The 25,848-nt window shown below is 38.7% G+C and carries 38 protein-coding genes, 1 tRNA gene and 2 pseudogenes; all 41 read right to left on the minus strand.

Going from position 1 to position 25,848, the window contains the following annotated elements; genetic code table 11:
• Nucleotides 1-1,202: 1,202 nt before the first annotated feature.
• The gene (gene secA / locus DWY63_RS11385) at nucleotides 1,203-3,593 is read right to left on the minus strand and encodes a preprotein translocase subunit SecA (RefSeq protein WP_243001884.1); all 2,391 of its coding nucleotides are present in this window, start codon (nucleotides 3,591-3,593) and stop codon (nucleotides 1,203-1,205) included.
• 384 nt (nucleotides 3,594-3,977) lie between these two features.
• A complete protein-coding gene (locus tag DWY63_RS11390) occupies nucleotides 3,978-4,787 on the minus strand; it encodes a DNA adenine methylase (RefSeq protein ID WP_117802160.1) in 810 nt (269 codons plus the stop codon).
• 4 nt (nucleotides 4,788-4,791) lie between these two features.
• A complete protein-coding gene (gene recG, locus DWY63_RS11395) occupies nucleotides 4,792-6,735 on the minus strand; it encodes an ATP-dependent DNA helicase RecG (protein ID WP_158568354.1) in 1,944 nt (647 codons plus the stop codon).
• Between the two features lie 172 nt (nucleotides 6,736-6,907).
• On the minus strand, nucleotides 6,908-7,366 hold the full coding sequence (locus DWY63_RS11400) for an ATP-binding cassette domain-containing protein (protein WP_117802162.1): 459 nt from the start codon (nucleotides 7,364-7,366) through the stop codon (nucleotides 6,908-6,910).
• A 318-nt stretch (nucleotides 7,367-7,684) separates the two neighbouring features.
• Nucleotides 7,685-7,906, minus strand: a complete 222-nt coding sequence (locus tag DWY63_RS11405; protein ID WP_117802163.1) for a hypothetical protein — start codon at nucleotides 7,904-7,906, stop codon at nucleotides 7,685-7,687.
• A 27-nt stretch (nucleotides 7,907-7,933) separates the two neighbouring features.
• Nucleotides 7,934-8,122 (minus strand): hypothetical protein, encoded by a 189-nt coding sequence (locus DWY63_RS11410; RefSeq protein WP_117802164.1) that lies wholly within the window; start codon nucleotides 8,120-8,122, stop codon nucleotides 7,934-7,936.
• Complete coding sequence (locus DWY63_RS11415; protein ID WP_117802165.1) at nucleotides 8,119-8,412, minus strand: hypothetical protein; 294 nt, start codon at nucleotides 8,410-8,412, stop codon at nucleotides 8,119-8,121. The genes DWY63_RS11410 and DWY63_RS11415 overlap by 4 nt, the downstream gene beginning before the upstream one ends.
• A 206-nt stretch (nucleotides 8,413-8,618) precedes the next feature.
• Nucleotides 8,619-8,795: a hypothetical protein gene (locus DWY63_RS17995; protein ID WP_158568355.1), complete on the minus strand. Its 177-nt coding sequence runs from the start codon at nucleotides 8,793-8,795 to the stop codon at nucleotides 8,619-8,621.
• Between the two features lie 469 nt (nucleotides 8,796-9,264).
• Nucleotides 9,265-9,450: pseudogene (locus tag DWY63_RS18915) on the minus strand (IS110 family transposase); the annotation flags it as partial.
• A gap of 208 nt (nucleotides 9,451-9,658) precedes the next feature.
• Entirely contained in the window at nucleotides 9,659-9,835 is a 177-nt protein-coding gene (locus DWY63_RS18000; RefSeq protein ID WP_158568356.1) for a hypothetical protein, read from the minus strand.
• A 26-nt stretch (nucleotides 9,836-9,861) separates the two neighbouring features.
• Entirely contained in the window at nucleotides 9,862-10,338 is a 477-nt protein-coding gene (locus DWY63_RS11430; RefSeq protein ID WP_117802167.1) for a JAB domain-containing protein, read from the minus strand.
• A 91-nt stretch (nucleotides 10,339-10,429) separates the two neighbouring features.
• On the minus strand, nucleotides 10,430-10,708 hold the full coding sequence (locus tag DWY63_RS11435; RefSeq protein WP_117802168.1) for a DUF5983 family protein: 279 nt from the start codon (nucleotides 10,706-10,708) through the stop codon (nucleotides 10,430-10,432).
• 236 nt (nucleotides 10,709-10,944) lie between these two features.
• Nucleotides 10,945-11,136, minus strand: coding sequence for a hypothetical protein (locus DWY63_RS11440; protein ID WP_117802169.1), 192 nt, complete (start codon nucleotides 11,134-11,136; stop codon nucleotides 10,945-10,947).
• 21 nt (nucleotides 11,137-11,157) lie between these two features.
• Entirely contained in the window at nucleotides 11,158-11,337 is a 180-nt protein-coding gene (locus DWY63_RS11445; protein ID WP_117802170.1) for a hypothetical protein, read from the minus strand.
• Between the two features lie 29 nt (nucleotides 11,338-11,366).
• The gene (locus tag DWY63_RS11450) at nucleotides 11,367-11,783 is read right to left on the minus strand and encodes a hypothetical protein (protein ID WP_117802171.1); all 417 of its coding nucleotides are present in this window, start codon (nucleotides 11,781-11,783) and stop codon (nucleotides 11,367-11,369) included.
• 199 nt (nucleotides 11,784-11,982) lie between these two features.
• A complete protein-coding gene (locus DWY63_RS11455) occupies nucleotides 11,983-12,192 on the minus strand; it encodes a hypothetical protein (protein WP_117802172.1) in 210 nt (69 codons plus the stop codon).
• A gap of 3 nt (nucleotides 12,193-12,195) precedes the next feature.
• Complete coding sequence (locus DWY63_RS11460) at nucleotides 12,196-12,990, minus strand: hypothetical protein (protein ID WP_117802173.1); 795 nt, start codon at nucleotides 12,988-12,990, stop codon at nucleotides 12,196-12,198.
• A 232-nt stretch (nucleotides 12,991-13,222) separates the two neighbouring features.
• Entirely contained in the window at nucleotides 13,223-13,459 is a 237-nt protein-coding gene (locus DWY63_RS11465; protein WP_117802174.1) for a hypothetical protein, read from the minus strand.
• 4 nt (nucleotides 13,460-13,463) lie between these two features.
• Nucleotides 13,464-14,138, minus strand: coding sequence for a hypothetical protein (locus tag DWY63_RS11470; protein WP_117802175.1), 675 nt, complete (start codon nucleotides 14,136-14,138; stop codon nucleotides 13,464-13,466).
• Between the two features lie 166 nt (nucleotides 14,139-14,304).
• On the minus strand, nucleotides 14,305-14,652 hold the full coding sequence (locus DWY63_RS11475) for a hypothetical protein (RefSeq protein ID WP_117802176.1): 348 nt from the start codon (nucleotides 14,650-14,652) through the stop codon (nucleotides 14,305-14,307).
• Between the two features lie 39 nt (nucleotides 14,653-14,691).
• Nucleotides 14,692-14,907, minus strand: a pseudogene (locus DWY63_RS11480) (single-stranded DNA-binding protein); the annotation flags it as partial.
• Nucleotides 14,904-15,251, minus strand: coding sequence for an ASCH domain-containing protein (locus tag DWY63_RS11485; protein WP_117802177.1), 348 nt, complete (start codon nucleotides 15,249-15,251; stop codon nucleotides 14,904-14,906). The pseudogene DWY63_RS11480 and the gene DWY63_RS11485, both read right to left, overlap by 4 nt.
• The gene (locus DWY63_RS11490) at nucleotides 15,245-15,505 is read right to left on the minus strand and encodes a helix-turn-helix domain-containing protein (RefSeq protein ID WP_199607225.1); all 261 of its coding nucleotides are present in this window, start codon (nucleotides 15,503-15,505) and stop codon (nucleotides 15,245-15,247) included. Before DWY63_RS11490 ends, DWY63_RS11485 begins: the two co-directional genes overlap by 7 nt.
• 244 nt (nucleotides 15,506-15,749) lie before the next feature.
• Nucleotides 15,750-15,938 carry a hypothetical protein gene (locus tag DWY63_RS11495; RefSeq protein ID WP_117802179.1) on the minus strand — a complete coding sequence of 63 codons (189 nt, stop codon included), beginning with the start codon at nucleotides 15,936-15,938 and terminating at the stop codon, nucleotides 15,750-15,752.
• Between the two features lie 59 nt (nucleotides 15,939-15,997).
• A complete protein-coding gene (locus tag DWY63_RS11500; RefSeq protein WP_117802180.1) occupies nucleotides 15,998-16,249 on the minus strand; it encodes a hypothetical protein in 252 nt (83 codons plus the stop codon).
• A gap of 41 nt (nucleotides 16,250-16,290) precedes the next feature.
• Entirely contained in the window at nucleotides 16,291-16,902 is a 612-nt protein-coding gene (locus tag DWY63_RS11505) for a hypothetical protein (RefSeq protein ID WP_117802181.1), read from the minus strand.
• Nucleotides 16,903-17,359: 457 nt separating this feature from the next.
• Nucleotides 17,360-17,599, minus strand: coding sequence for a hypothetical protein (locus DWY63_RS17875; protein WP_147343067.1), 240 nt, complete (start codon nucleotides 17,597-17,599; stop codon nucleotides 17,360-17,362).
• A gap of 15 nt (nucleotides 17,600-17,614) precedes the next feature.
• On the minus strand, nucleotides 17,615-17,884 hold the full coding sequence (locus DWY63_RS11520; protein WP_147343068.1) for a hypothetical protein: 270 nt from the start codon (nucleotides 17,882-17,884) through the stop codon (nucleotides 17,615-17,617).
• 9 nt (nucleotides 17,885-17,893) lie between these two features.
• The gene (locus DWY63_RS11525) at nucleotides 17,894-19,114 is read right to left on the minus strand and encodes a hypothetical protein (protein WP_117802185.1); all 1,221 of its coding nucleotides are present in this window, start codon (nucleotides 19,112-19,114) and stop codon (nucleotides 17,894-17,896) included.
• Between the two features lie 311 nt (nucleotides 19,115-19,425).
• A complete protein-coding gene (locus DWY63_RS11530; RefSeq protein ID WP_117802186.1) occupies nucleotides 19,426-19,971 on the minus strand; it encodes an ImmA/IrrE family metallo-endopeptidase in 546 nt (181 codons plus the stop codon).
• 172 nt (nucleotides 19,972-20,143) lie between these two features.
• Complete coding sequence (locus tag DWY63_RS11535) at nucleotides 20,144-20,428, minus strand: hypothetical protein (RefSeq protein WP_117802187.1); 285 nt, start codon at nucleotides 20,426-20,428, stop codon at nucleotides 20,144-20,146.
• A 22-nt stretch (nucleotides 20,429-20,450) separates the two neighbouring features.
• Nucleotides 20,451-20,696: a hypothetical protein gene (locus tag DWY63_RS11540; RefSeq protein WP_117802188.1), complete on the minus strand. Its 246-nt coding sequence runs from the start codon at nucleotides 20,694-20,696 to the stop codon at nucleotides 20,451-20,453.
• A 1-nt stretch (nucleotide 20,697) separates the two neighbouring features.
• The gene (locus DWY63_RS18005; RefSeq protein ID WP_158568357.1) at nucleotides 20,698-20,862 is read right to left on the minus strand and encodes a hypothetical protein; all 165 of its coding nucleotides are present in this window, start codon (nucleotides 20,860-20,862) and stop codon (nucleotides 20,698-20,700) included.
• Between the two features lie 59 nt (nucleotides 20,863-20,921).
• Nucleotides 20,922-21,092, minus strand: coding sequence for a hypothetical protein (locus tag DWY63_RS18010; RefSeq protein WP_158568358.1), 171 nt, complete (start codon nucleotides 21,090-21,092; stop codon nucleotides 20,922-20,924).
• 325 nt (nucleotides 21,093-21,417) lie between these two features.
• Complete coding sequence (locus DWY63_RS11545; protein WP_117802189.1) at nucleotides 21,418-21,735, minus strand: hypothetical protein; 318 nt, start codon at nucleotides 21,733-21,735, stop codon at nucleotides 21,418-21,420.
• Nucleotides 21,736-21,757: 22 nt separating this feature from the next.
• Nucleotides 21,758-21,937, minus strand: a complete 180-nt coding sequence (locus DWY63_RS11550; RefSeq protein WP_117802190.1) for a hypothetical protein — start codon at nucleotides 21,935-21,937, stop codon at nucleotides 21,758-21,760.
• A gap of 194 nt (nucleotides 21,938-22,131) precedes the next feature.
• A complete protein-coding gene (locus DWY63_RS11555) occupies nucleotides 22,132-22,383 on the minus strand; it encodes a hypothetical protein (protein ID WP_117802191.1) in 252 nt (83 codons plus the stop codon).
• A gap of 6 nt (nucleotides 22,384-22,389) precedes the next feature.
• Nucleotides 22,390-23,199: a radical SAM protein gene (locus DWY63_RS11560; RefSeq protein WP_117802192.1), complete on the minus strand. Its 810-nt coding sequence runs from the start codon at nucleotides 23,197-23,199 to the stop codon at nucleotides 22,390-22,392.
• A 335-nt stretch (nucleotides 23,200-23,534) separates the two neighbouring features.
• Nucleotides 23,535-23,607: transfer RNA gene (locus DWY63_RS11565), tRNA-Gln, on the minus strand.
• 143 nt (nucleotides 23,608-23,750) lie between these two features.
• The gene (locus tag DWY63_RS11570; RefSeq protein ID WP_117802193.1) at nucleotides 23,751-24,524 is read right to left on the minus strand and encodes a hypothetical protein; all 774 of its coding nucleotides are present in this window, start codon (nucleotides 24,522-24,524) and stop codon (nucleotides 23,751-23,753) included.
• A 55-nt stretch (nucleotides 24,525-24,579) separates the two neighbouring features.
• A complete protein-coding gene (gene iscB / locus DWY63_RS11575) occupies nucleotides 24,580-25,821 on the minus strand; it encodes an RNA-guided endonuclease IscB (RefSeq protein ID WP_117802194.1) in 1,242 nt (413 codons plus the stop codon).
• Nucleotides 25,822-25,848 lie beyond the last annotated feature (27 nt).

A 25,848-nucleotide genomic window follows, 5' to 3' on the forward strand; every position in this document is an offset into this window, starting at 1 on the left:
AGAATTTATCTCCATTCTTATAATCTCTATATACATCTCGGCAGCCATGTCCGGTTAAATGATCATTTACCCGTTTCATCACCCGCTGGCTCTGTCCTACATAGTTTTTCTTGTTTTTGCAATTATGCAAAACATATACACCCGAAAAGTCTGTGCAGTGAACCCGCCGCCGTTCGAATTTCTTCACGGTCATAATCGAACTTATTGGCAAGAACGGAATTTTGAATGTAATCTTAGGCTTTTGAGACGCTTTATCGAATTTATGCCGTGCCTTATGTTTTGAGTGAAGAAAATGCAGGAGCAATATCAGGCCAAGGCAAAAAGCACAGCCGACAAAGAATGAAAATAAATCTTTAGGCCAAGCTTCTCCTGTTCTATTCCATATAAAGGCGTTCCATCGGGGATATATGTAATCTATAATTTTGATAACACATGTTGAAAAATCATGAAAAAATGTTTCAAACAGCTTTGATAAAAAGTTCCATAATTTTCCAAATTCCTGATAAATATCTATTTTAGAAGTTTCGAAATTGACTCAAAATGATGTACCTCCTTGTTCACTATTTACATGCAGCCGGATACTTACCATAAAATTCCAGGGTTTTTAAAAAACGATTATAGTTATCAGATAATGCATCAACGGTAAGGACTTTCTTGTCATCCATGTCATATAAGGTAACGTCCTGCTTTTCCCCTATTCTTACATTCTTTATATCAAAAACAGATACCGATTGGGTTCTATGAAATAATTTATGAATTTTTAATTCAGTCTTGTTTACCTCCAATTTCCAACTGGAGGTCCAGATTACAACAAACAATCCGATCCCGGCAAAAATAAGCGCAAATCGAAAATGTCCTGCTGTGATATTGGAATTTGAAGTTACTTTAAAAAAAGAAACACACCAAACAGTATGATTTCCAAAGCGAATATGGTCATATATACATATTTAACAGATGCCGGACAACTTACAACATAGCTTTCAGAGTTTTGAGTGGTTGTTGGGCTTGATGACTTTTTTCTGTTGTTCAGATAATGGACAAGATAGTCTACCACCATACAAGAAATATATAGGGTAATTGCTAACACGATTCTCTTCATAGGTTGCCTCCCAGCTTTGGATATTTTTTTCTCATATATAGTATTGTAAAAAAAAATAAAATTGGGCAAAAAAAAGAGATCCTTTCGGACCTCTTTGGGTATATCAATTATCATGGATGACAGGCGCAACCTGGTATAAAAGCTGAACGGTATCCTCCTGAATGTTATCATTCATGGCATTAAACATGGAAAATCCCTGTAAACGATACTCTAATTTGGGATCTTTCTGCCCATAACTAACCATATGAATACCTTGCCGGAGTTGATCCATATCATCGATCTGCTGCTGCCAGTATTTATCAACCGTTTTGAGCAACAGCGTTCGTTCGATTTCCCTCATCATATGCTCATTCGGGTATGCCTGCTCCATCAAAGCTTCTTTTTTCTGATATAATACCTTGGCACTCGTATGCAGACTTTTAACAAAATCATCTTCCTTGGTATCAGCATCGCCGATTGTCGGCAGCGGAATGATTGGTAATAAGTTGTCATTGAGCAATTTTGCCGAGATTTCATTTCCTTCATAGGATTCGATTACTTTTCGATCAATAATGGAATCGATCATATACAAAATATCGGAATGGATATCCTCGCCATTTAAGACTTTCAGGCGTTCTCTGTATATAATCTCCCGCTGATCATTGTTGACCTGATCGTACTCAAGAAGACTTTTTCGAGAAGCAAAATGGTTCTCCTCTACCTTTTTCTGCGCTTTTTCGACGGAACGGGACAGCATACGGTGTTCGATCGGCATGCCATCCTTAATTCCAAGGTTCTCAAAGATGGAAATATATTTTTCGGAACCAAATAAACGCAGCAGGTCATCTTCCAGAGAAATAAAAAATTTTGAAACACCCGGATCTCCCTGTCGTCCAGAACGGCCTCTTAGCTGATTATCTACTCTTCGGCTCTCAGAGCGTTCTGTGCCAATCACATACAGGCCGCCGGCTTCTTTGGATCTGCTGTCCAGCTTTATGTCAGTACCGCGGCCAGCCATATTGGTAGCAATCGTTACTGCCCCAAATTGTCCCGCTTTTGCCACGATTGCAGCTTCCATTTCTGGATTTTTCGCATTCAGCACATTATGAGCAATGCCTTTTTTCAGGAGCATCTCAGACAAAATCTCGGAAACTTCAATTGTTTCGGTTCCAACTAAGATCGGCTGGCCTTTTTTGTGGATTTTTCGTACTCTTTTTACGATAGCAGCATATTTTTCCGCCTTGGTTTTGTATACAGAATCATTAAGATCTTTTCGGATGATTGGGCGGTTGGTAGGAATATGGATAACATCCATTCCATAAATATCACGGAATTCCTGCTCTTCTGTCTGTCCGGTTCCTGTCATTCCGCATTTTCTCTCATATTTATTGAAAAAGTTCTGGAAACTGATCGTTGCCAGCGTCTTATTTTCCGGTCGGATGGATACCCCTTCCTTGGCTTCCAACGCCTGATGCAGACCGTCTGAAAAGCGGCGGCCGGGCATAATACGTCCGGTGAAGGTATCAACCAATAAGACTTCATCATCACGCACTACGTAATCTTTGTCTTTATGCATTAATGCATTGGCACGCAGCGCATTCACCATTCCGTGCTGGATGCTGAGATTTTCTGGGTCCGAAAGATTCCCAATATGGAACATTTCTTCAATTTTGGCAACTCCGGCTTCTGTCAGGAACAAATTGTTATCTTTCTCATCTGCTACATAATCTCCGGAATCTGTTCCCATTTCTCCGGAAATATAATCAATTTTATTTAATTCCGTTGTCTCGCCACGCTCAAGCATCTTTGCAAAACGATCAAATGCAAGATATTTGCCTTTGGAGCAGAATTTTGTACCGGAAATGATCAGCGGAGTACGTGCCTCATCAATCAGAACCGAATCCACCTCATCAATAATACAAAAATGCAGTCCGCGCTGAACCATCTGAGATTTGCGTACAGCCATATTATCCCGTAAATAGTCAAAGCCCAGCTCATTATTTGTGATATAGGTAATATCTTTGGCATACTGAACCTTTCGATCAGGAGCTTCCATATCCTGCGTAATACAGCCACAGGACAGTCCCATCCATTCATACACCTGTCCCATCTGATCGGAATCTCGTTTTGCCAGATAATCATTGACCGTCACGACATGCACACCTTTTCCGGTTAATGCGTTCAAATAAGCAGGAAGAGTGCATACAAGTGTCTTACCTTCGCCAGTACACATTTCGGCTACTCGTCCTTGGGACATAATAATTCCGCCCATGATCTGAACAGGAAATGGTTCCATCCCCAGAACCCGCTTATCCGCTTCCCGGATAGCTGCGTAGGCTTCAGGCAGAAGATCATTCAGAGATTCTTCTTTCAGACGTTGTTTAAATTCTTCTGTTTTAGATTTTAACTGTTCATCCGACAACTGTGCGTATTCTGGCTGCAGCTCCAGAATCTGCTTTACGGTCTTTTTAATTCTTTTTAATTCATGATCGCTGTGGGTTTTAAAAAATTTCATATATATATTCTCCATTCAATGTTTTTTATTTTAGCTTCTACTTGAAGTATTGTAAAGATTTTATTGAATGGATTTTGACGTACAAGAATTTTTAGACAAAAAAGGAGCCGGAGAGATAAGGGAATCTCTCCGGAAGGTATGAAAAAGAAAATGTTTGTTTTTCTTGTGGACAACTATAACTATACATAATAGTTGTGTCCAATATGTGGTCGAAACATGAAGAAAGCATAAAAAACCGGTAATCGCAATGCGAAAACCGGATTCTCCTTCTAAACGTGTTAGAGGAGTTATTATTATGATATTCGTTGCAAAGGAAAAAGTCAATGTAAAAATACGTCCGTGTTATTGAGTGTTTTGCCAAACGTCAGGAACCTTCATATCTTTTCAGTCTAACTCAAACGTCAACTGTTCTGCTTGCGGCGGAATATAGTTTGTCCATATGACCTCTGTCTGCCGTGCATGACTCTGTGTTCTGCCTTCCAACTCGATACGATGCCAATCTTTTAGCATATTGCGGTATAAATCCGAATCATACCCGGAAAGAACTACAGGTCCCGGATGATCTAATATAACTTCCAACAACTTCTCATGGTCTGCATCTGACATTTCTTTGGCATATTGCAGACCACCAGCACGGGAGGAAAGAACATAAGGCGGGTCCAGATAAAGAAGGACATCTTTATATCTGTATTTTTGAATCAGCTCCAGTGCCGGCATACATTCGATTTGTACGCCGCGTAAACGGGCTGCCGCCTCTTCAAGTCTGGACGGCAACGATGCCCAATTCTTGGCTGCATAGGCTCTTTCGCGTCCATGTATATCAGACTTCCAGCCGGATACGGGGCCGCCTGTGCGGAATCCATGCCCCATATTAAGCATAATACAATAATTCACAGCCTGTTCCAAAGAATTTTGAGCCTTATTTTGTACTGCATTGTTATAAACAGAATGTGAATAAGGAATATACCACAGCTCATGAGCAAGCTTTTCTGGGTCATTTTTTAACCATTGAAAGAAATTTACCACATTTTCATCCAGATCGTTGATAGTTTCTATGTCGGATCTGCTTTTATTAAACAAAACAGCTCCACTTCCGAAATAAGGCTCCAAATATGTATGGTGCGGCGGTAAAAGAGAAACAATCTGTTTTGCAATCCGCCATTTACTTCCCGGATACTGAAGAATAGATTTCATCGTTTTATTTAGACCTCCTGCTGCTTTTTTTGTTACTCTCTTCTACTGCTTCTGCAGCCAAACGCAGAATTTCCGTATCATGATATACATCCACCAAGACAAAACTTGTTTTTCCTGACTGACGTTCGCCAAGAAGCAGCCCGACCCCTCGCAGTTCCATGTCTTTTTCTGCAATAACAAACCCGTCATTTGTGCTTTTCATGATGTCAAGGCGTTCGCAAGGATCATTGTTTCCATTCACAAAAATGCAATAGCTTTGCCATTTTCCGCGGCCTACCCGACCGCGAAGCTGATGGAGCTGTGCCATACCGAAACGATCTGCATCTTCAATCATGATCACGGAAGCGTTTGGAACATTAACGCCTACCTCAACAACGGTAGTTGCTATCAACAGCTGGATTTCATTCTTCTGGAATTTTTCCATAATGGAAGCTTTTTCCTTAGCAGAAAGCTTTCCGTGTAAGATGCCGATCTGAATATCTGGAGGATATTCCTTCCGAAGAAATTCGGCGTAACTCTGGACATCAGCAACTGGAAACAGCGGGTTCTGCTCTACCATTGGACATATAATATATGCCTGCCTTCCTTGCTGGATCTGGCGGTAAATCATCCGCCATGCCTTGGAACGATCACTCCGTGAGATTACACAATTTTTTAAAGGCAGTCGATTAGCCGGTCGCTCGTTAATGATAGAAATATCCATATCTCCGTATAAAATAAGTCCAAGAGAACGGGGAATTGGAGTTGCACTCATTGTAACAACGTGCGGCCTCTTCCCCTTATTCTGTAAAGATGTCCTCTGTGAAACACCAAATCGGTGCTGTTCATCAATAATAACAATTCCCAGCTTTTGATATGCGACTGACTCTGAAATTACAGCATGGGTTCCGATAATCAGATTAGCTGTGCCATCCGCAATTCTTCGATAAATCGCTTTTTTCTGTTTCGTTGTTCCTGTAACTAAGACACATGCATAAGGCAGATTATAATTTTTCAGGAAACCCATCATATCTTCATAATGCTGTTCTGCCAAAACCTCTGTTGGAGCCATTAAAACAGCCTGATAGCCATTATCAACTGCTAATAACATAGCTAAAAAGCCAACAATGGTCTTACCAGCGCCAACATCTCCCTGAATCAGCTGGTTTACCCGATATTTTCCGCACAGCTCTGTTTCCAGCTTTTTCCATGCCTGTTGCTGCGCATTCGTCAATGTGTAGGGCAGTCCCTTTATGACAACGTTATTAAGCAGGCTTGATTTTTTCATCGGACATGCGTTTGGCTCTTCTGCAGCATAGTTTTCCGCCAACTCTTTCTTGAACTGATAAAATTCTTCAAATTTCAAACGGTATACAGCTTGCTTTTGCGTAAATTCGTTTTTTGGAAAATGGATTTCTCTTAAAGCATCTGCTCTGGAATATAAGTTGTATTTTTGAAGCACTGTTTCAGGCAATGTCTCTGAAATCTCCATTTCAAGGGCTTCCCGGACGCAGCTTCGAAGTAATCTCTGCGAAATACCAGATGTAGACGGATATACAGGAAGCATTTTTCCTAATAATTCCTTATATTCTTCCGGTGAATATAAAGAAGGCTGGAACATACAGGGTTTATCACGAAAAAAAGAAATTGGACCGCGTAATACAGCCTTACTCCCTCTTTTTAACTGACGAACGGTATAAGGCGGATGAAACCAAGAGATATTGATGTCTCCGCTGGAATCTTCCCCCCAGATACGGGTAACTTTGCCGGAACGCATCACATTGACCTTTAGCTGTACCCAAATGCTCACAACGGTACCTTCTTCCAAATGGGCAAGATCCTTAATATAGGTAAGATAAGGAAAGTATTCATAATGGTTCGGATAATATTGTAAAAAATCTTCTGCTTTTAAAATTCCTATCTTTTTTAATTTTCGTTCTGTTTTTTCACCAACACCGGATAAATTCACCAACTTCTGCTCCTTTCCCGGAAATTTAGCCTATTTTATAGAAGGCTATATAGATAGTATTAAGAAAAATAGTGAGAAACAGATTCACGTAGGAAAAAAACACATAAAAAAAGAATATCCTACAAACTGTATTGAAGACATTCTTTTTGGCTTTTTTAGTTTATTTATATGATTATTTCTTATAAAACAAATATCCATTTTCCAAACGATAAATTTTATCGAATCCATCCAGTTCTTCATAATGATGAGTGATTAATAATACGGTTTTTTCTTTCATCTGGCTTGTTATCATCTCATGCAAGTATGTACGTGATTCAGTGTCAAAACCAGTTGTTGCTTCATCCAGAATTACAATAGGAGCATTCTTTAATAATGCTCGTGCAATAGCTATCTTTTGCTTTTCTCCACCAGAAAGTGTTGCTCCATCGTTTCCTACTTTGGTATGTTCTTTTTCAGGAAAATGCTCTAAATATTCGGCCACTTTACTTTGAACCAAGGTATCTTTTAATTTATTTTGTTCTGCATTTCCGGTTAAATCAATATTTTCTATAATCGTTCCAATAAATAAGAAAGGTTTTTGAGAAACTACAGAAAAAAGGTCATTATACTTTAGGGTTTGCAATATTGACATTATCTATTTTTAAGGGATGGTTTTTGTTGGTTTGGCGTAAAACTTTTATATATAATAACGATTTTATAATATATTCTATTTGTATAACATAAATCCAATGTTTTTCTAAATGATAACATCACATTTATGAAATGTTTCTAAAAATTTCTAAAATCCTTATTTCACACTTGTAGTCTAAGAGAAAATATCCTATAATAAAAATGAAGTTATTAGAGTTCACTAGAAGACTCCAAGTATCTTCACTTGAACCGAGAAAAACGTGGAAATAAGGGGCTGTAACAGAGCAAATATTTGCCGATGTTGCAACCCCTTATTTCATTATTCTGGATAATTACGTTGTTTTACGAAGTATTCCGCCCCATATTCTTCCGCATCAGCCCTGTTATACACGGTCTGTACGGTATATTCAGGAATATTGTATCCGTTTTCTGCCTGCCACGATTCAAACAAATCTGTGGCTTCTTTTTTTGTGTAGCTGCAAAACTGAATAGTACCAAATCCATCAACGCTACTGCTGTAATTAAACTGATAGGTATACATTATATCCTCCATTTCATTCTTCTGTTTTTATACCAGTTCGATATAGTCAATGCAATCCCTTTCAAGATTATTTTTGTCACAGAAATCATTCCATAATTGTTCAAGATCCCGAGAACCAAACGCAACGAACTGTCGTTCGTCTCCATCGTAAAATCCAATATCGTAAACATGTCCACCAGAAATGACAACATCTCGGCTTGCTTCTTTATAGGTCATTTTCTAATTAATCCTCCAATCACCACAATAGTTAGTCCGTTTTGAATTTCTTCTTCCGGCATAGTCCATTCTTCAGACTCAATTACTTCTTCATTAAGTTCGTAAATATCCCCATCCAAAGGAATGATTTCCCCGTTTTTAGCTGAAAAATAGCCGGCAAAAGTACCATGTTCCTCATCGCATCCGGGATAGGCAATCCTATACGAAATACAATCATAATCTTTGCCCTTAATTAAGTCTCCGATTGTAGGATAGGGTTTGTCATAAGTTGTATAATTGGACGTTTCCATATATTCTGGCTCCTTTTATAATTTTTTGAAAGACAAAATGAATTTCAGATCCTTTTTTGCTCCTCCCTTCCTGATTATTTGATCTGATATTGTTAGTATAAGAAAATATTCCCCCAAACAAAATAAGGGACCATATAAGGCCCCTTATCTGTATACACGTTAAAATCGTTAGAAAGAAGATCATCTGGTATTTCCATAGAAAAAGGCTACTGTTCCTGACGGGTTTCATAAAAAGTGTAGGGATGCCATTGATCCCCTGTTTCAAAAAAATATGTATATTGTCTTCCGGACATCCAGTCAAACCAATGAACGCCACAAAGAGGTAACAATTTTCCGTCGCAATCAGATAACTCACCAAATTTGCAGGGTAATGGTATTTTCATTTCGTTGCCTCCTCATATTTTTCCGAAGCAATATGCTTATTAAAGATATTCAATCGTCAATTAAATCCAATACCTCACACAAAGTTTTATATCTACCTTCTTCCATATCATTCATATTGCGATTTACCGTTTCATTTTCTAAATCCTCAATAAGCTGCTCAATTTTAATTCTTAATTCGTCCACTGTTATACCTTCCAATCTCTTTCCAATCTCTTCGTTACTTGGATACTTCTGTAATTGATTTATTGAAACATGTCGCTGTTCAATATAACCATCTTCCATTTCAAAATCAACATCTGCCTCCTCATTTGGGTTTTCCCATGCATAATCTACAAATATTCCAAACAATTTTAAATTTTTGTGAAATACTTTATCACCTTTCTTAAATTTCATTTGTTTCACCTCATCTAATAAATCAAATATATCTCTATATCCATCATATTTTCCTTGCTCTAAATCATTCATATTACGATTTCCAATACTATTTTCTATCAGGATCTTCGCCCTCGCCTTTCCAACTGCTCTTAACTTCGCATCACGCCAGATTTGGTTCACTCCATCGATACCTAACGTCAGGATATCTTCAGGGAGTGGTGCTGCTTTAAGAATTAGCATTCCGCTCTTGGCATCCGGCTTTCCGTATACATCCCAATACACAAAAATGATTTCTTCGATTTTACACGCATGCTGCTGAAGGATTTCTGAGCAATCACTGTCACTTAGACTAGGAAATGTCTCTTGGAGCTTATCAATATATACGCTTTCCGAGATCTCTCCACGTATCATTGGAAACACGGAAATCGTTCCATGTTTTATCCTATCGTATATTACTTCAAACATAAAAATTCCTTCCTTTCAGTGTTTAAAAATCATTACCTGTAAGCGCGAGGTCATCTGCTTGCGGTGGAAAAATCCATACATCGCCTTTAGATACACCCGAATTCTTATCTAAGCTGTCCAATAGCTGCATTACTTCTTCTTTTGTCTCAAGTCTATCCCACCTGTCCTGGGAATTTTCAGTCCACATTATGGTCCACATAATTATATCGCTCCTTTTGAAAATTTTTATCCAAATAGTTCCTTTCCATACTCTTCCAGCAGGCTCACATATCGTCCATCGCCAATAATAAGATGGTCCACTAACAGAATCCCTATTGTCCTTCCGGCGTTTACGATATTCTTCGTACTATCGACATCATATTTTGATGGTTGCAAGTGTCCGCTTGGATGATTGTGGCAAATAAGAAAATGGGTTGCTCCAACGATAAGCATTCGAATCAAAATTTCTCTGGCTGAAAGCAAGCTTGCAGCAATAGTACCTCTGCTAATCTCAAAAACACCAATAATACTACTTCTCGTGTTTAGAGCAATAGCATATACATGTTCTTCTGGCAAATTGCTCATTTGAAAACATTTCTCCATGATTTCTGCGACGTTTTCCGGCGAATTACAATTGCTTTCACATAAATACGATTTTTTCTTTTCTAAGTATGGAATTTTTGATGCATTAAGCAGCATCTGATATTCTTGTATTCGTTTCATCCGCTATTTCTCCAATATCTGATTTTCTCGTGCTGTTGCCAGCACGAGAATTTATAAATTGATTTTGCTTGATTACGCACAGCGTCTGCTATTACCACTCATATGTAGGAAGCTCACTTGTTTCACACGCATCGGAATCCAAAAGGATCAACTCGATATCATGTTCGTACGCGTACTTCAGCACAATTTGCAGATCATTTGGGAGGGCTTGGAAAAAATCCGCGAACTCCTCTTCGCTGCTTCTATCCGGAACGATAATAAAAACGCCATAGGGGTATTGATAACTATACGGAGGCTGGACTGTATTTAAACTATTCACAGTTTCTTCCGTAAGATGGCTTGTGCATAACTCCAAATATTTTTTGATCATATAATTGTCCTCTTCTGCTGAAAATTTTGAGTTACTTGAATGGCTGCCGAAAATTTGTAATTAAGGCTCAAGCCAATCAAGTTCTTCCGGTGAAAGGCCACATTCTAAAAGTTCAGTTTTTAAATCGCTTATGGTTTTGTCAGGATTGATAGCTAATCCAACAGAGGTTTTTGTAGAAGCTAAATATTCGTCAACTGAAATCGGTCTGATCTCAGAAAAAACATAATAGTCTTCAGCTAGGCCAAAATTCCATATAAATCGGCCATATGATCCCAGTCATCTCCAAACACGATTCCTGAACCGCAATATTCATCCCTTATGAATCCGCCGCCAAATTCTTGAGGAATCAAAATTTTATAAATATCACCAACGGCAATATTTTTTCGTTGTGTCGTTCGTTCGGCTCGCAGCCATGAAAACGCTCCCATATTGTGTTTCCTCCATTTTCCTTATTCGACAATCTCAAATCCGTCATGAAGCCAGCCGCTCATATCAGAAAGCCAATCTGATATAGCATCTACATCCGGACCTGCATCCGAATCCATGAAGCAATCCGGAATAGTGACTTCGTTTGGCAGATCGATTTCATATCCATCAGTTTCCCATTTAATATTAATTACTTTTGCCATAAAATTTCCTCCAGGTCAATGATCCTGTATTACCAAATAAAATCCAGCTTAACACCAGTAATGGACTTAGAATCTGTGTACACTGGGTCCATTAGCCGATATAATCCCGTAAGATTTTCCTTACCATTGTATTCTTCCAGAAATTCCTTATAATTTCCGTCATAAAGTCCATTACGATTTTCAGCGTAAATTTCCCCAATTTCTTTCCATGAACTCAGAATTCCATTTACCTGAATCTCTGAACCATGCCTGGTTTCTATGCTGTTTTTCAAGAGTACCACGGCATCTCCATTGATTGCTTTTTGAATTTCCGCATATGTTTTAAGCAATGTAGATCTTAAATTTCTTACATGAAAATCAAAAAAATTGGAGTTAAGTTCCTGATCTTCAGTAAGATACAGCTCATATACCCGTGCTTTGATTTCGGATGTCGATGTGAAATTCATGCTACTTTTAATATCCTTTCTTTGACATAATGTATTTCAGAACGTGTATTTTTCTTCTCCTTTCTTATAGATTGTCCTGATGTGTATAGAATTAGCAAAGAGAGCTAAAATAATATTTCTGTTTTGTAATCTTTAAATCGTTGGGATAAAGAAAACCGCGCCAATATTCGGCGCGGTTTATCAAATAATATGTGTTTGATTAATTTTGGTCTTTACAAAAATCGAACATATCCTTATGCGTTTCTGCGATCGAAACTAAGACAGGATACAGAATATCATGGCTTTCTTTCAGCTTATAGATACTTTTTTCAATCTCTTGAACCTCTATATCATAGATGTCAGCATAGTCATCAGCGTCCATATCTGTACTCAAATTATACAGAATATTTGCAATTTCACAATCTTTCATATGTTATCCTTTCCGGTTGCTCCACAAAAAGCGGTATTGTTCGATCAGCATCATATGGGAACGAATCCACTTTTTAAGCTCTGTTTTATTCAGGCTGCGGACGTACGTTTCTTCACCACTAGGAGAAGTCATAACGAGCAGCCCATCTTCAGACATCTTCTGCATTAATCGCATGATATGGTCTATTGTTTGACCAGATCCGTAATTTCTGCCATCATTTATTCCCAGTCTTTTCAAACGATACTTCATCGCAAGCGATCTGCTGATTTCGATTGCATCATAGAATCGTGTGATCCTCAGTGTTTGGCAAACCTCAAACAGATCTTTTTTAAGGGATTCATCCTTAAATATAAGATACTTCTCATATGCTTCGTCAGAAATCACATATACGGTATCATACAAATCCACCCAGCGAATGGAAGACGGTGACATACGTTCAATCGCTTCTGCTACTTTCCTGACATCATTTTTAAGAATGACTCCACTAATTTGCTGTGGATGGGGATATAAGTAAGCACGTTTTTCAGCGCTGTTTTCAACATTATACCCGCTGTCCTCCAGAATGTCAAAGGATGCGATCACTTTGCTTGCTGCAGCATACCACTCATCTCGCGCTTCATCCGATGCAAATCCAAAGGCGGAAGGATCTTTGTCATGCATATATGACGGAGTATTGATATTGAAGTAAACTTCAACGTATTGTGATCCATAGTCATAATCTGGATTCCAATTATCTGTAAGGTAATGATCATCCCCATAATCATTGCCGCATCCATACTGATGATATTTAATTCCCATATTTACCTCATTTCTTTCGAAAATCTTATTATTTGTCAGATCTCAGCTTAGGGCAGAGAGTGAGGCCGCCATCAATCGATGGAACTCTTCTGTAAGCATTTCTGTGCTGGCAACCTTTTTTACTGCATTCCGGGCAATAGCATTTTTGGTATTGCTCATATGACATTTTCCAGTTTGTTCGGCTAAATTCTTCTTTCGTCATCATGATTTTAATCCTTTCCAATCTGTTTGATCAAAGAGCGGCCTGCTGAATTACTTTGAAAAGCTCCCGATCACAACGTAAACCGTTTGAGATGTGTGCGCACAAACCGAACGGTGTTTCTTGTGGATAGGGATACATTTTCGTTACAAAATCGTACAGGCTGGCAGGTTTATTCCATGCTTCCCTGAAATTTCCAAAAGTAACAAACTTCTTTCCGTCAGATTTACGTTCCATCAAATAGCAATAGGTTATTTTACGTTTTTTCATTTTTTTATACCTCCACAATGAAATGTCTGCCCTTGGTCCAGTTTGCCGCATCCAATGCTGTCTGATAGGTGTTGATTTTGACATTTAACTGTCCGAGATCATCAACCCAGTAGCTGGTATTATCGCGTTGCTGGTGAAACAATTCGCAAAACTCTTTCTTCATCTCTTCTACTTTTTTTCTGCGTTTCAGGGTCAATTCGGCATCATACGGGAATTCATCCCCATAACGATATGCTGCAGAAGTGCCTTTTTTCTGACAGTCAGAGAATACACGATATCCGGCAAGATTATGTAACACGACAACCTCTTCAAAATCAGCATTGCAATAGGTATTTACAAAGTTCAGAATATTTTCTTTGGTATATTTCACCTTTTCAATATACAAATTCCGCTCACACGGCAGACGGGATTCCATACAATCATTGATTTTGGGATCATCTGTGATATAATGGCAGGAATCACAAAACATATATCCATATTCGGATTTTATAATCCATTTTTCCCGCATATCTTTTCCAGATTTATCCTCTTTTTTTATTGCTAAACTTTTGCAGCCACATATCAATTCAATGTACACCTTTTTTCCGTCTCTGTTTGTAAAAGCAGTTCTGATTCTTCCGCTCTCAACATCGTTGTGCAGAATATAACAGCCAGCAGCCTCAAAATATAATGTTTTCATATCCGTCTCCTTTTAAAATGAATATTTTCCAGTAGTGACATATGGTTTTTCAGAACGTGGTATTGTTACACTCCTTTCTTGAATAATGGTTCTGATAGAGATAGAATATGGAATATTGCAGAAAATAAAATAAGGGACCAAATTGGTCCCTTATCCATGGTAATACTTATGTTGTTTCACGCTCGCTCCATAACGCCGGTACGGAGCAACCATATAATTTGTTACAATATCTGTTCATCATGTTGCGGAAAAAGAATTCCTCTTCCGCTGTCAATTCCCAATCAAAAGATTCCATGTGGTCATCGTAGTCTATTTCGTACATTGCTGTGATCCTTCCGTCCTTATGATAGAAAGTATAGAAATTGATCCAACTAGATGATTCACGAGTATGTGTTCCGAAATATTTGTCCACATCAAACCACAGTTCATATGTGATGTTGATGGAATCGTTTGGATACACATCAAAATCATCACAGCACCGAATATCTTCTTTGATAATATCAATTTCTCGCATTAAATCCTCCTATTGTATTTTTAAATCGAATTTCTGCGGCATTATGGTTTTCGTCCCTTTATGCAGGTATCTCTCAGCGAACTCTCCCGCCTTGCCGAATGCAACGCACTGGATGAAGTCTGCTGAGTTTTCCTGGTTTTTTCCTCTTCTGTCAACTGCCAGGGTGTATCTCGCTACTGCCATAGCCTGCTCTCCCTGAGTATATCTAACTTCCGGATCACGTGTGAGGCGACCCATTAAAATTACTTTGTTCATTGTCCTGCTCCTTTCTCGATTTCCTGTATTTTTAACACGTAGTATAACTTTCCCGGCTCAGCTCCCCATTCCGGCTTGCCTTTTCCAAAATGTAATGTGCATTTGCAGATGATTTCCGGAGACTCTTCGGAATAGCCATTTCTAAATACTATTGGTACCGGCCACGGCTTCCGGATTTCTTTCGGTGCTGCATCTCCATATACCATCTGACCTCCAACCAGGAGAAAACCGAACGCATTCATAAACCTGCTGTCGTAATACGGCTTGATTTCTCTGTACTCCTCTTTCTTTTCTCCGGAGGCGATCATATCAAACCACTTCTTTTTTATTGGCAGCGTCAGCATCGCTCTCCACCTTCCTTCTCTTTCAGATATTTTTCACATTTCCGGTATATTTCCGGATCGAACTCTTTCTTCTCGCGTTCGTAGGAACTGTACTCTGCCGGACTACATCCAGCAATCTGCGACATTTTCATCATTGTTATTTTGGCATCTTTCCTCAGTGCTGCAATATAGCCTGCATACATTCCCTTCTGACTGTTCAAGTTCTGAATCTTTATTCTTTCCTTGACTGCCTCTGACTCTGTAAATCTCTTCACTTGATAAACCTCGCACTGCTCATTTTTGCAATCAAACAGGCATCCGTGCCTGCCCCTTGGTCCATCGAAGAACCCTGCCACGTATTTCGTAGGTTCTTTACAGAGATTACATTTTGCATTCACCACCATGCGTCAGTCCTCCCTTGATTTATCCAGCAAATTCGTATGTTTCAATAAACACTTCTTACATCCGTTCTGGGTAAAACTCCTTTCGTAAAAAATTATTATATGTACTTTTCAAATTTCAGTCAGCGGACTTTCCAGAACCTTCAACAGGCGCCTCAATTACTTCAACAATTCCGGCATCGACTAAAATTCTTTCAATTTCTCTTGGCTTTGAATCTTCTGAAAGCCAATCGCAATCGGAAATTCCCATAATTTCCTCAATAATGGAATCTATGGATTCTCTTGTGATTCTGTTAGAATTAGACATCTTTATACCTCTTTCTTTTAATATTTTGCATTACTAAATTTTGGGCCGCATGAAAATAATTACTCCCAATCAACCAAAACCTGTTCTGTATCTCTGTTTACCACAGAATAATCCAATTCCTGATCCAGAGATTCTTTCGCTAGAGATTCTTTCACTTCCAGATCAAAATGCTCCAGCAGTGAATTTACTAATGGACTTTCTCCAGCCCTAATTTCTTCCAGTTGTTCTGGAGTAACATCGAGACATCTTTCAAACCGTATGGTTTTTTCTACAGTAATGCGAACAGGGATTGTTTTAATATCATTTTCCATATTAATATTTTTTCCTTTCTTTCTAATACAACATAGAGTGATTAATGCCAATCAAACAGCACGGACTCCATCTCACTGTTTACATCTGAATCATCTGCTTCTGCAACCGGAACCTCTTCCTCAGTTTCAGAACCATCTAAGGGCTGTTCTGGATCACCATACGAAAAAGAATATTCGAGTTCATAACCCAGATCAGCTTCGTTGGTGGCGTTAAGTGCATCTAACGTCGCATCCATAAGATTCAGTGTTTCATCCAGGAGTGTAATAGGGACCTCTTTGCTCTCTGCCGAATCCTCTTCTTTAAGTCTCTCTAACTGATCCAGGGTAACATCAAAACGCTTTTTGAACCGAATATTTTTATAGAGAGTAACATAAACAGGGATCGTGTCGGTAAGCTCGTCCTTTATAGGCTGTTGCGCAGAGGCCGTTCTTTCAGCTTTTACGCGGCGGATTTCTTCTGCTACCCTCTTCGGATCAGCAATATCCGTGAGTCGATGCGTAACGAAATTCATTCGTGACGGATCTTCTTTTTGCATGCAAAGAAATTCATGTGCAATTGCCCGATCATGGCATTCGATATTTTTATAAGCGATGAGCTTATCAATCAGCTCATCTTTGGTCATTTTTTTGTATAATACTCTTTCTAAGTCCATATGGTACTTCCTTTCATCATATTTGTTATTCTTGAAAATTATATTCCGGATACACGCAGTCCATATTGAAGTCATTTTCGAACCAGCAATGTTTCGAAATCTCGGGAATATCCACGATAATATGATCCGGATATGTCTCCTTAACTGTTCCTCGATATGTGAGCCTGCTGGAATTGTAAAACTTTTCATCCAGCCGGCATCGAACAGGCTGCCCAATAGTAAATAAATGCGTTAAATCTGACATTTTGTCCTCCAATCAGGATAGAGCCTGCTTGGAGCAGGCTCATTTTCCCCATTTTCATAAATCAAATTCTATCCAGTCTTTCCAGAAAGAAAAACAGCAGTCTCAAAAATCTTTTTACCATTGTCTGAAAACCTGCAGAAAATAAACACGGTGCAGCGGCAATCGCTAAAAGAGATATGAGAATATTGGTCCAGATCCAGTTATATTTTCGCATTAAGAGCGAATCATAATAATAGGCATCCGGTAAGCTGCCAAACATTTTCTGATGCCTTTTCGTTTCCATAAGCTGGCGTAATGCCACGATAATCTTGAACGACTGAAAAAATCCAGAAAGATTATGTATGTAGCCACTCTGTAGTCAAAGTGATAAGCCGCAAGGATGATTGCACTTAGAAGAAAAAGTATCACTTCTGCTAAACTCACTTCACGAATAGCGTATTCTGGCTTTGCCATAGCTAAATCTCCTTTTTAATGACTATATTTTTTCGCAGTGACTTGCAAGACTTTCGCATAGTTCCCGATCGGATATTTAGATGGTCCGCAGTAATCCTTGAAAATTTTACCTGTAACCATACTATTTCGATATACTGCGCCACCAAGATAAAAGGCGGCCAGATATCGTAAATCGGTTGAGGTTAATTCGTTTACATTGATGCCTGGGAGCAGTCCGATAATCACTGTGTCGGTATTCAAGCGATGCAGGAGTGAAAATTTTCCTGCCAATTTGTTCTTTTTCATAACATTCACCTATTCTTCCTCAAGTACAGTTACCTTTGAAAAATCTGTGTGAATCAGTTTTGCTACGCCTTCTGACATAGCGAGAAAACGTTCATCACTTACCTTTTGCATGGTAGAATGCACCTGAATAATCTGGTTGAGTGCCAGATAAACATCAATTCCTGTTCCGGAAGTCATCTGCAGCCGCAGATCTTCTAAGACTTTCTCCGCCGCTTTCTTCGGCAGAAAAGCATTTTTCTTAACCAGGGTCGCAACAACGCCTGGAACGTCTTTTACGTCCATATTGCCTAATTCTTCAATCCGGTCTTCATTCGCCTGCAGAACCGATCCGAGTTCTCCGCATTTCTCCTCAAAGACTTCAACAGAGGCTTTATCTCCTTTGTGTTCCATCTGAATTCCCGTACCAAGCGGCATTGAGATGCCATTGATTTCCAGAAACATACTGAGGAATACACTGGAAAGCCCAAGGTCCGAGGAAGAAAAACGAATGCCAGCTCTTATGGATTTTACGTCACATCCGGCATTTTTCATGGTTAATGCTAATGACTGCTCCATAACCGGATCATTCAGCCAATAGTTGGCAATCAGGTATTCGAAAGACAGCGTTCCAGAGTGAAACTCCAGATCCGGATGTTCTTTCGTTACAACCTTTTTCATTGCTTTCAGAAGATCAATATAAGGCAATGGAACGTACTGATCCGATACGACACCGGGAACGCAGCCATCCAGCGTAATGACATAGCACAGTTTCGAGTTCAACTGGGCTACCCTTGTCAAAATCTGTCCTTTCTCACGCACTGGCAGTGGTAAACGGTCACCACCTTTGATATCAAACCGCATCATTGCTCCGCAGTCCATCTCAAGTCGTTTCAGGATAGAAATGTATCCCACAGAGATTAATGGACGGATTTCATATCCGTATTCACCCGGATATGCAAGGAACATGCCGTCTTTTTGAATACAGATAGCATTTTCAGGCTTATATGGGTCGATGCTGCCGACTTTCAGGGGGGAACCATGCAGATTGACAGCAATATTGCTACACTGCTCCTGCAAAAACAGCTCCTGCTCCTTGTCTATTCCAATTACAGCGACATCATTGATGACACATGGAATATACTTTTCAAGTCGTTTCATCTTCTCAACAAGATCCCAAAGCCGATCTTCTGTGGAGATCTGAATAAGATCCTCTTCTCCACTAAAAATTTTTTCAGTAACTACTTCTCTCATGATTATTATCCTTTCATTGACAAATTGATATTTCAGATCGTTATTTTTTCGTATGCTCCTTTCGTTATATTGATCTGATAAATATAGAATTATAGAAAGGGTAAAAAACAAAACGACCCGCATAAAATTGCGGATCGTTTGTGGAATTCTATTATAATCGTTGAGATGCCGTTCCTGCCCATTTTTATTCTGAATTTGATTTCTTTTTGCGTTAGTCCTGCTTGCCCTTCTATTATTGTTGAGTTTTCCGGTTTCATTACTGCGTAAATTCGATGGTTATATCTTATATCACCATGCTAAAGCCAGAGGTTTTACGACATCTCATAATAAGCTCTTTCAGATAATCCCAAAATCTTTGCTCGAGTATATGCCGCACTCAGCGACACATTGAAGAAGTCCGCCACTGCCTGCATATGAATAGTTCTTTTTCCAGATTCTGCAATGTCCGACGCTGCTTCCAAAGTAAGGAAAAAAATATATCGCGGCATTAAAAGAGCAGCTGCAAACTCATTTGCCTGCCGCACCTTTTCTGGATCTTTTTCTTGAAACGGAACTTTATCAGCTTGTTTTTCCCAAATTTCAGCATTTGTTTTGTACCCCATATGCAGAAAAAGATGCCCTAATTCTTGCGCGATAGCAAAACGTTTTCTCTGTTCATCTTGATATGAAGATACAATTATTTTAAAACCATCTCCATTTTTTTCGAGTGAAGCATAGGAAAAATCTTTTTTCATTTGGATAGATCCGCCCAGTTTCTGAACCAAATCGTTTATATCATCAACTCGGAAACCGATTTTATATATATCTAAAATATCTTCGGCCAAAGAATTGATCATATTTCTTATATAATCCGTCATTTTTGCTTTTTCCTTTTCGTGTATATACAATTCCAGCAATACCTCTTTTTTAGTCAAGGTTAAATCTTTTAAAATATTTTCAATTATGTCCGATGGTAAAAACTGAAAATATTTTCAATTATGTCCGATGGTAAAAACTGAAAATATTTCTTTACGTCTTTCATTTCATTAATCAGTATAGCTTTTGCGCTTTCTCTATTATTTTTTCATCAGTCACAATATAATTTTTATTTCTAATGGGCATAGGTAAACCATCGTACTCACCAAGATAAAACTTTTCACAAGGTTCTACTTGGAAATCATTTTGACCAGGAATATCCCAATTTTTCCTTAAACATGTTCCCATATACATAATGCTATGTAAAACGTCATCTTCAGATAACCAAATCAAATCTCCAAGTCTAATTACATTATCAGAACTGGCTTTTGTAACCGTATACAATTTATTCCTTTCCATTTGTCTATCTCCATTTGTAATCTTATTTAGAAATGTTTTCTACTTCTCTGACCGTTTCGCTCCATCGTGAGACATCTAAATAGTGTGTCTTGCAAGGCTCGACTTCAAAGTCATTGGTTCCAGAAGCGTCCCATTCTGCCTTTGAGAGCCAACCCTTTCCTTTGCAGCTATTCAGATCTCCATTCGCAGAAAGCCAGATAATGTCTCCAGTCACGAAAGTACCATCAGAACTAGGCTTTGTGACGGTATATAATTTCAGCTTTTCCATTTTACTGTGCTTCCTTTCTTAACTTTTTCAGACACTCCGGGCAAAGATTGCCATATTTTTCGTCATATGCCCAATTTTTGACCATTTTCTTTAGGGTACTCACATCTTTGCTGGTGTTGTAATATCTCGATACAACCCCGCCGCACTGGTCACAAATAACTTCCATAAAAATTATCGCTCGTTTAATTTAGATCACCCTCATTTAACGTAAGAATTGCCTCTGGTTTACTGATCAATATTTGTTCCAAAGATATACAGCCGCAGCAACATGTCCTTTTCTTCGGCAGTCATATCTTCCAGCATACTTTCAATTATGTCTTTAGGCAAAATTTTGAAGTCGTCTTTGACTTTCGCCATCTCATCAATCAGCTCTATTGATGCATGTTTATTATTCATTAGATTCACCTCTCTCTGCAAATCTTTTCCAATAGCTATAGCAAAATTTGTAGTTATCTACGGATTTTTCGGAGCGTCCGCCGGTGTAAGATTCGATGCAACCCAAACATCTTTTAGAATAGTCTGTATCGGAAGAAATGCACTGATTACATCTTGAACGTAGTCCCCATATATTCTTTTCTGTTCTGACGATTTCCTCAAGCTGCTTCAGATCATAGATCTCTTTAAAACTTTTCTCCGTATAGATACGATCCGCTATATACCATTGAATAATTCTTACTTTATCGCACTTTTTGATGAAAATCACTTCCTTTAGAAGGCAAATTTAGTCAATGCCTATGCTGCCATAATCTCTCTCAACGTAGATAATCTTTTCCCGCTTCATTGCAGTAATTACTTTTGAAACTTCGTTTTTCTTAACGTCTAATACGCTGGCCACATAGTCCACGACGGTTTCTTTAGACAGTTGTTTACCCTTCAAATAGGAATAGATACAGTCTCTTATATCAGCATTGGAAATCACAGAATCGTAATTAACTTCCGTTAAGAAATATATTTTTTCAATATCCTCTTTCTTTATGCTTTTTACTGCATCTGCAGAATTTAAAATTTTATCACCGTTAGTTGTTTTTACCAAATACATGTGCAATTCCTCCTTGAAATTATTATATTTCGTTTTTAGCATGTCCTTTTGCTTTTGAACATTTGTTTTTTAAGAGTGATAACTCTTCTATTGCCTCTGAAATAGATCCGTCTTCGTCACTGTCGATGCCGGAACTTAGGACGGCACTCATTATACGACCAGCAATATCAATAGCCTTTTCCAACTTTTTACTTAAATTCATCGATTCTCCTTGTACTTTTTTCTACGCTTTTCTCTGGATTCTGATCTTTGTTGCTTTAACAATTTACATCCGCCGCAATTATTCCGGTTTTTGCAGAACCAGCAATTATCATTGTCAAGCGTCCACCACCAAGGCGGCTGCGGCCGCATTTTTCTTTTTGCCTTTCCCATTGCAGCTCCTATACTTTCCGGAATCTAAATATGTCTTTCCCTATCTGACACCATGCTACCATAAAATCTTTTGGCTGTCTCTTCAAAAAACAGCTTTTCAGCCAAATCAATTGCCTGTGCATTCGTCTCGAAAGGATACACGCTTGCTAATTCTTTAGCATATGCCCTAATCATTGTACTTTTCGAACCAATCATGTTGCTTTCCAGCATATCATGATAGATTTTCAGCATTTTGTCATCTGAAACCTTTGAAAAAATGTCCATTTTACTTCCCATATTATCCTATTTTCCTCCACAAAGATAGTACGCAGTAGGATGAACTTTCTTTAAGTTATCCCATGCAATTTCGCATTTCTGGCAAGTGCATTGTCTAATGTCCTGAATGATTGCCGCTTCACTTTTATATATGTTAGACACTTCAGGACATAATGCCGATTCACCCAGTTTGATACCGCCATTCGGAGCAATCACCGGCGTGCAAACCTTACCGTGCTGGAGCAGGCAGGTTACCATCTGAGAAATGGAGTTTACATTCTGCAAAGTAAGAAGCCTGCAATTTGCACACTTAGGGCCTATAACATTCCAGTCAGCATTTGGAAAATTCTGAAGGGCGCGGCCTTGCGGGTATAAGCACTTCTGCGGATTCTGCGGGTTTCCCGGGACCGCCTCAATGATGGCTCCCAGCTTATTCAACCAATATTTTTCCTGTTTAGACAGTGGATCTGGATAGAAGCGCGGATCATCTGTAACCTGAATCAGTACCAAACGATTCCCATATCTTTTGATAAACTGCGTCAACCTTGCATATACTTCTCTGTCCCGGGCTAATTTACGCCCATTCGTGATAAAACATATGGGACATCTAAATGCCAGCTGGGTCCATTTGAACTCTAAAACATCCAGAATTTCCATGATCTGCGGATGCTCAAACATTTCTCCACCGGAAAAATTCCATGTTGGGATCTTATAGGTCTGCAGGAAGTTTAAGGAATTTCGAAAGGTCTGTATGGGCATACGCAGCCCATCCGGAGTACAATCTGACATGCAATGGGAACAGCCCATATTGCATGCATAGGTAACATCAATAATCATAAGTCGCCTCCTTTTTATTGTATGTGTCAAGACTATGTAGTCAATTCCATTACCATTTTCGATAAATAAATTTCATCCATATTATATGGCAACGCATTTGTATCAGCATTTATGCCAGCATATTTGTTCTGCAGTCTTGCGTAAAAGGCTGTTATGTTGCAAAAAATACGCCAACATACACTGATTGATTGGAATTTAATATGAAAATACTACATTTCCTTCTGCTTAATGCTGAATTTGTGACAGAATCAAACGTATTCTCTGCATCATATATTGTAGTATCAGCCAAGACTAAAGTAGTCGAAATTGCGACTATTTATGATGCGAGAGAAAAGCTGGGGCAGTCGGATTCGAACCGACACAGTTCAGCAGTCAAAGTGCTGTGCCTTACCGCTTGGCCATACCCCAGTAATGGATAGAAGGCTCAACAAGTTCTTCTTTACATAGTATTATAAAAAATTTTTAGATTCGTTTTCACGTACGAAAAAAAGTTGAGCCTTTTATATTTGTTTATGATTGCTTTTGGCGATTTGAAGCTGTTATTTTTAACATCACTCCGCAGTGTCTTCTCTTCCAGCGGTATAATAAGCGTCCTTGTCCCGGAAGAGCTGGATTTCTTTTTTGCATCCATAACACGGAAAACGGAACTGCTCCTCTTCAATATTTGTCATGTATTTATATGCCATTCCGCAAGTACATTTTAAGAAGACCTTTTTCAAATCTTTCAGCGGAATTGCATTCCCACACTTGCAATGGCATTGCTTTATCGCTTCATGGTAACATGCACCCCAGGTATTCCCGCATTTTGGACACCGGATGAGCAACATGCCCTTATAAAAAACGGGAGCAGTTTTTGTATCTTCATCTGACTTTGTAGCAGCTTCAATTCCTTCTTCTGATGCTGCCGGAGCTTTTTCTTTTGCGGTTTCCGGTTGGAATTTTTTCAAAACATCTGATAATGGATAGGTAAGCGAATCTGGATCTGAAATAGGTTCCACCGGAGCAGGGTCCTCTGAAAGTGGATCGGGATATTCAATCTCAGAGCTAAAAGGTACATCCTGCTGGAAAAGATCCTCTACTGCTGGTAAAGCTTCAATGTTTTTACTCGCTGCCGGACCGATAACGAATTCTGAATTGTCTGGGGCTTCATCGAATTCCGAAACGTCCGGAAGATCAAACGGGAGACAAAATAACGGGTTATTTGAATCCTCCTCATTCAGAGTTGAAACAGCCATCTGATATGCTTCGTCGATAAGTTGTCGTGCCTGCATGGATGTAACCTGAAATTCCATACAGGTATACGGCGTTTTGATTGTTAATAACATAAAAAACCTCCTTGAAATAATATAACTAATTACGTCTAAGTATAGACAAACGTGTTTAGCTCGCATTCTCAAACCAATAGATTTTTGAATATTTCCATAGTAATTTGCACTTCCTCGCATTAACTTTTTTACAATGTTTTGTTGGGCTTTGAAAATTAACCGCTTTTTGTTCCGGGTATAGTGCTGTTACATATCCTCTGTGAGTTTCGCCATTTTTTAATGTATACTCAACCAAATCTCTATGCTTAATTCCTAAAACATTGTCGGTTTTCGCTTTGCTTTGTCTACGCATGGGTTTCACTGTCCATTCTTTCATATCATAGGTGTCAGGCTGCAAATTCGTAATACAGACAGCATCATTGGCGTGTGATTTCTCAATATTCCAGTCAATGCGTTTATTGGCTGTATCTCCGCCGTTTGTCAGATATAATACTCCCAAACTGGACAATTGTTTTCTAAGCCACTCTTTACCAATCATTACATGTTGTGCATAATTCAGGTTTTTATGATCAGAAGATTTTAATAGAGAGAAATATCTATCCATATATAATTCTTCCTGGCCTTCCGTTTTCTGATGGCAGCTTTTACATAATGTAATTAGATTATCTAACGTGTCAGAACCATTTCGTCTTCTTGGTTTAATATGATGAACTTCTAACCTGCAATTCAATTTTCCGCATTCCATACACTTGCCGCCATCTCTTAGAATAGCTGCTTTACGGATATTTTCATCCAGTCTATTAGATTTTTGATATTGCCAACGATAAGGTTTATACCCATCTGTCAATGCTCGAATATCAATAGAAACATCTTCTAACCAATAATTTGTTATATTTATCCACTTATTAAGCCAATGGATCACTCTTATTATAGCTTGTCGTTTCTGTAAGATACTTGGAGCAATTCGTTTTTTTCTTTTAGACGATTTACGATTGTCGAATCTTGCCGGCCTATATCTTTTGTGATAACGATGATAGTGTCTATAGCTTCTCCTGACTTCCATAAGATGCTTTACATCATTGCGCTGCTCAATGGTTCCTTTGAAAACAACTTTATTTTTCGTTTTACATTTCTGAACCAGAGCAATACCCACATGAAGCCCACCATCATCGATTCCACAACGAATCTCATCTTTACAGATTTCATTTTCTGGAATTTCTTTCTTCAATTGTATTACCATTGGATATTTACTAACCAATGCTGCTCGTTTCTTGCGGATAAGAAACCATGCTTTTTGTTCTTTTGCCGGTGCTAATTGTTTCCCATTCGCATCTAATACAAAAGCATAACTTGTCATTTCTGACACCTTCCTTACGGAGAATTT

This window comes from Blautia sp. AF26-2, from assembly GCF_003460955.1.
GTDB lineage: Bacteria > Bacillota > Clostridia > Lachnospirales > Lachnospiraceae > Fusicatenibacter > Fusicatenibacter saccharivorans.

Bases quoted from the DNA above. Each gene is read 5' to 3' on its own strand.
- secA (WP_243001884.1), bottom strand. From the start codon at position 3,593: ATGAAATTTTTTAAAACCCACAGCGATCATGAATTAAAAAGAATTAAA.
- DWY63_RS11390 (WP_117802160.1), bottom strand. From the start codon at position 4,787: ATGAAATCTATTCTTCAGTATCCGGGAAGTAAATGGCGGATTGCAAAA.
- DWY63_RS11400 (WP_117802162.1), bottom strand. From the start codon at position 7,366: ATGTCAATATTGCAAACCCTAAAGTATAATGACCTTTTTTCTGTAGTT.
- DWY63_RS11405 (WP_117802163.1), bottom strand. From the start codon at position 7,906: ATGTATACCTATCAGTTTAATTACAGCAGTAGCGTTGATGGATTTGGT.
- DWY63_RS11410 (WP_117802164.1), bottom strand. From the start codon at position 8,122: ATGACCTATAAAGAAGCAAGCCGAGATGTTGTCATTTCTGGTGGACAT.
- DWY63_RS11415 (WP_117802165.1), bottom strand. From the start codon at position 8,412: ATGGAAACGTCCAATTATACAACTTATGACAAACCCTATCCTACAATC.
- DWY63_RS17995 (WP_158568355.1), bottom strand. From the start codon at position 8,795: ATGAAAATACCATTACCCTGCAAATTTGGTGAGTTATCTGATTGCGAC.
- DWY63_RS18000 (WP_158568356.1), bottom strand. From the start codon at position 9,835: ATGTGGACCATAATGTGGACTGAAAATTCCCAGGACAGGTGGGATAGA.
- DWY63_RS11430 (WP_117802167.1), bottom strand. From the start codon at position 10,338: ATGAAACGAATACAAGAATATCAGATGCTGCTTAATGCATCAAAAATT.
- DWY63_RS11435 (WP_117802168.1), bottom strand. From the start codon at position 10,708: ATGATCAAAAAATATTTGGAGTTATGCACAAGCCATCTTACGGAAGAA.
- DWY63_RS11440 (WP_117802169.1), bottom strand. From the start codon at position 11,136: ATGGGAGCGTTTTCATGGCTGCGAGCCGAACGAACGACACAACGAAAA.
- DWY63_RS11445 (WP_117802170.1), bottom strand. From the start codon at position 11,337: ATGGCAAAAGTAATTAATATTAAATGGGAAACTGATGGATATGAAATC.
- DWY63_RS11450 (WP_117802171.1), bottom strand. From the start codon at position 11,783: ATGAATTTCACATCGACATCCGAAATCAAAGCACGGGTATATGAGCTG.
- DWY63_RS11455 (WP_117802172.1), bottom strand. From the start codon at position 12,192: ATGAAAGATTGTGAAATTGCAAATATTCTGTATAATTTGAGTACAGAT.
- DWY63_RS11460 (WP_117802173.1), bottom strand. From the start codon at position 12,990: ATGGGAATTAAATATCATCAGTATGGATGCGGCAATGATTATGGGGAT.
- DWY63_RS11465 (WP_117802174.1), bottom strand. From the start codon at position 13,459: ATGAAAAAACGTAAAATAACCTATTGCTATTTGATGGAACGTAAATCT.
- DWY63_RS11470 (WP_117802175.1), bottom strand. From the start codon at position 14,138: ATGAAAACATTATATTTTGAGGCTGCTGGCTGTTATATTCTGCACAAC.
- DWY63_RS11475 (WP_117802176.1), bottom strand. From the start codon at position 14,652: ATGCGAGAAATTGATATTATCAAAGAAGATATTCGGTGCTGTGATGAT.
- DWY63_RS11485 (WP_117802177.1), bottom strand. From the start codon at position 15,251: ATGCTGACGCTGCCAATAAAAAAGAAGTGGTTTGATATGATCGCCTCC.
- DWY63_RS11495 (WP_117802179.1), bottom strand. From the start codon at position 15,938: ATGTCTAATTCTAACAGAATCACAAGAGAATCCATAGATTCCATTATT.
- DWY63_RS11500 (WP_117802180.1), bottom strand. From the start codon at position 16,249: ATGGAAAATGATATTAAAACAATCCCTGTTCGCATTACTGTAGAAAAA.
- DWY63_RS11505 (WP_117802181.1), bottom strand. From the start codon at position 16,902: ATGGACTTAGAAAGAGTATTATACAAAAAAATGACCAAAGATGAGCTG.
- DWY63_RS17875 (WP_147343067.1), bottom strand. From the start codon at position 17,599: ATGGCAAAGCCAGAATACGCTATTCGTGAAGTGAGTTTAGCAGAAGTG.
- DWY63_RS11520 (WP_147343068.1), bottom strand. From the start codon at position 17,884: ATGAAAAAGAACAAATTGGCAGGAAAATTTTCACTCCTGCATCGCTTG.
- DWY63_RS11525 (WP_117802185.1), bottom strand. From the start codon at position 19,114: ATGAGAGAAGTAGTTACTGAAAAAATTTTTAGTGGAGAAGAGGATCTT.
- DWY63_RS11530 (WP_117802186.1), bottom strand. From the start codon at position 19,971: ATGACGGATTATATAAGAAATATGATCAATTCTTTGGCCGAAGATATT.
- DWY63_RS11535 (WP_117802187.1), bottom strand. From the start codon at position 20,428: ATGGAAAGGAATAAATTGTATACGGTTACAAAAGCCAGTTCTGATAAT.
- DWY63_RS11540 (WP_117802188.1), bottom strand. From the start codon at position 20,696: ATGGAAAAGCTGAAATTATATACCGTCACAAAGCCTAGTTCTGATGGT.
- DWY63_RS18005 (WP_158568357.1), bottom strand. From the start codon at position 20,862: ATGGAAGTTATTTGTGACCAGTGCGGCGGGGTTGTATCGAGATATTAC.
- DWY63_RS18010 (WP_158568358.1), bottom strand. From the start codon at position 21,092: ATGAATAATAAACATGCATCAATAGAGCTGATTGATGAGATGGCGAAA.
- DWY63_RS11545 (WP_117802189.1), bottom strand. From the start codon at position 21,735: ATGTATTTGGTAAAAACAACTAACGGTGATAAAATTTTAAATTCTGCA.
- DWY63_RS11550 (WP_117802190.1), bottom strand. From the start codon at position 21,937: ATGAATTTAAGTAAAAAGTTGGAAAAGGCTATTGATATTGCTGGTCGT.
- DWY63_RS11555 (WP_117802191.1), bottom strand. From the start codon at position 22,383: ATGGGAAGTAAAATGGACATTTTTTCAAAGGTTTCAGATGACAAAATG.
- DWY63_RS11560 (WP_117802192.1), bottom strand. From the start codon at position 23,199: ATGATTATTGATGTTACCTATGCATGCAATATGGGCTGTTCCCATTGC.
- DWY63_RS11570 (WP_117802193.1), bottom strand. From the start codon at position 24,524: ATGTTATTAACAATCAAAACGCCGTATACCTGTATGGAATTTCAGGTT.
- iscB (WP_117802194.1), bottom strand. From the start codon at position 25,821: ATGACAAGTTATGCTTTTGTATTAGATGCGAATGGGAAACAATTAGCA.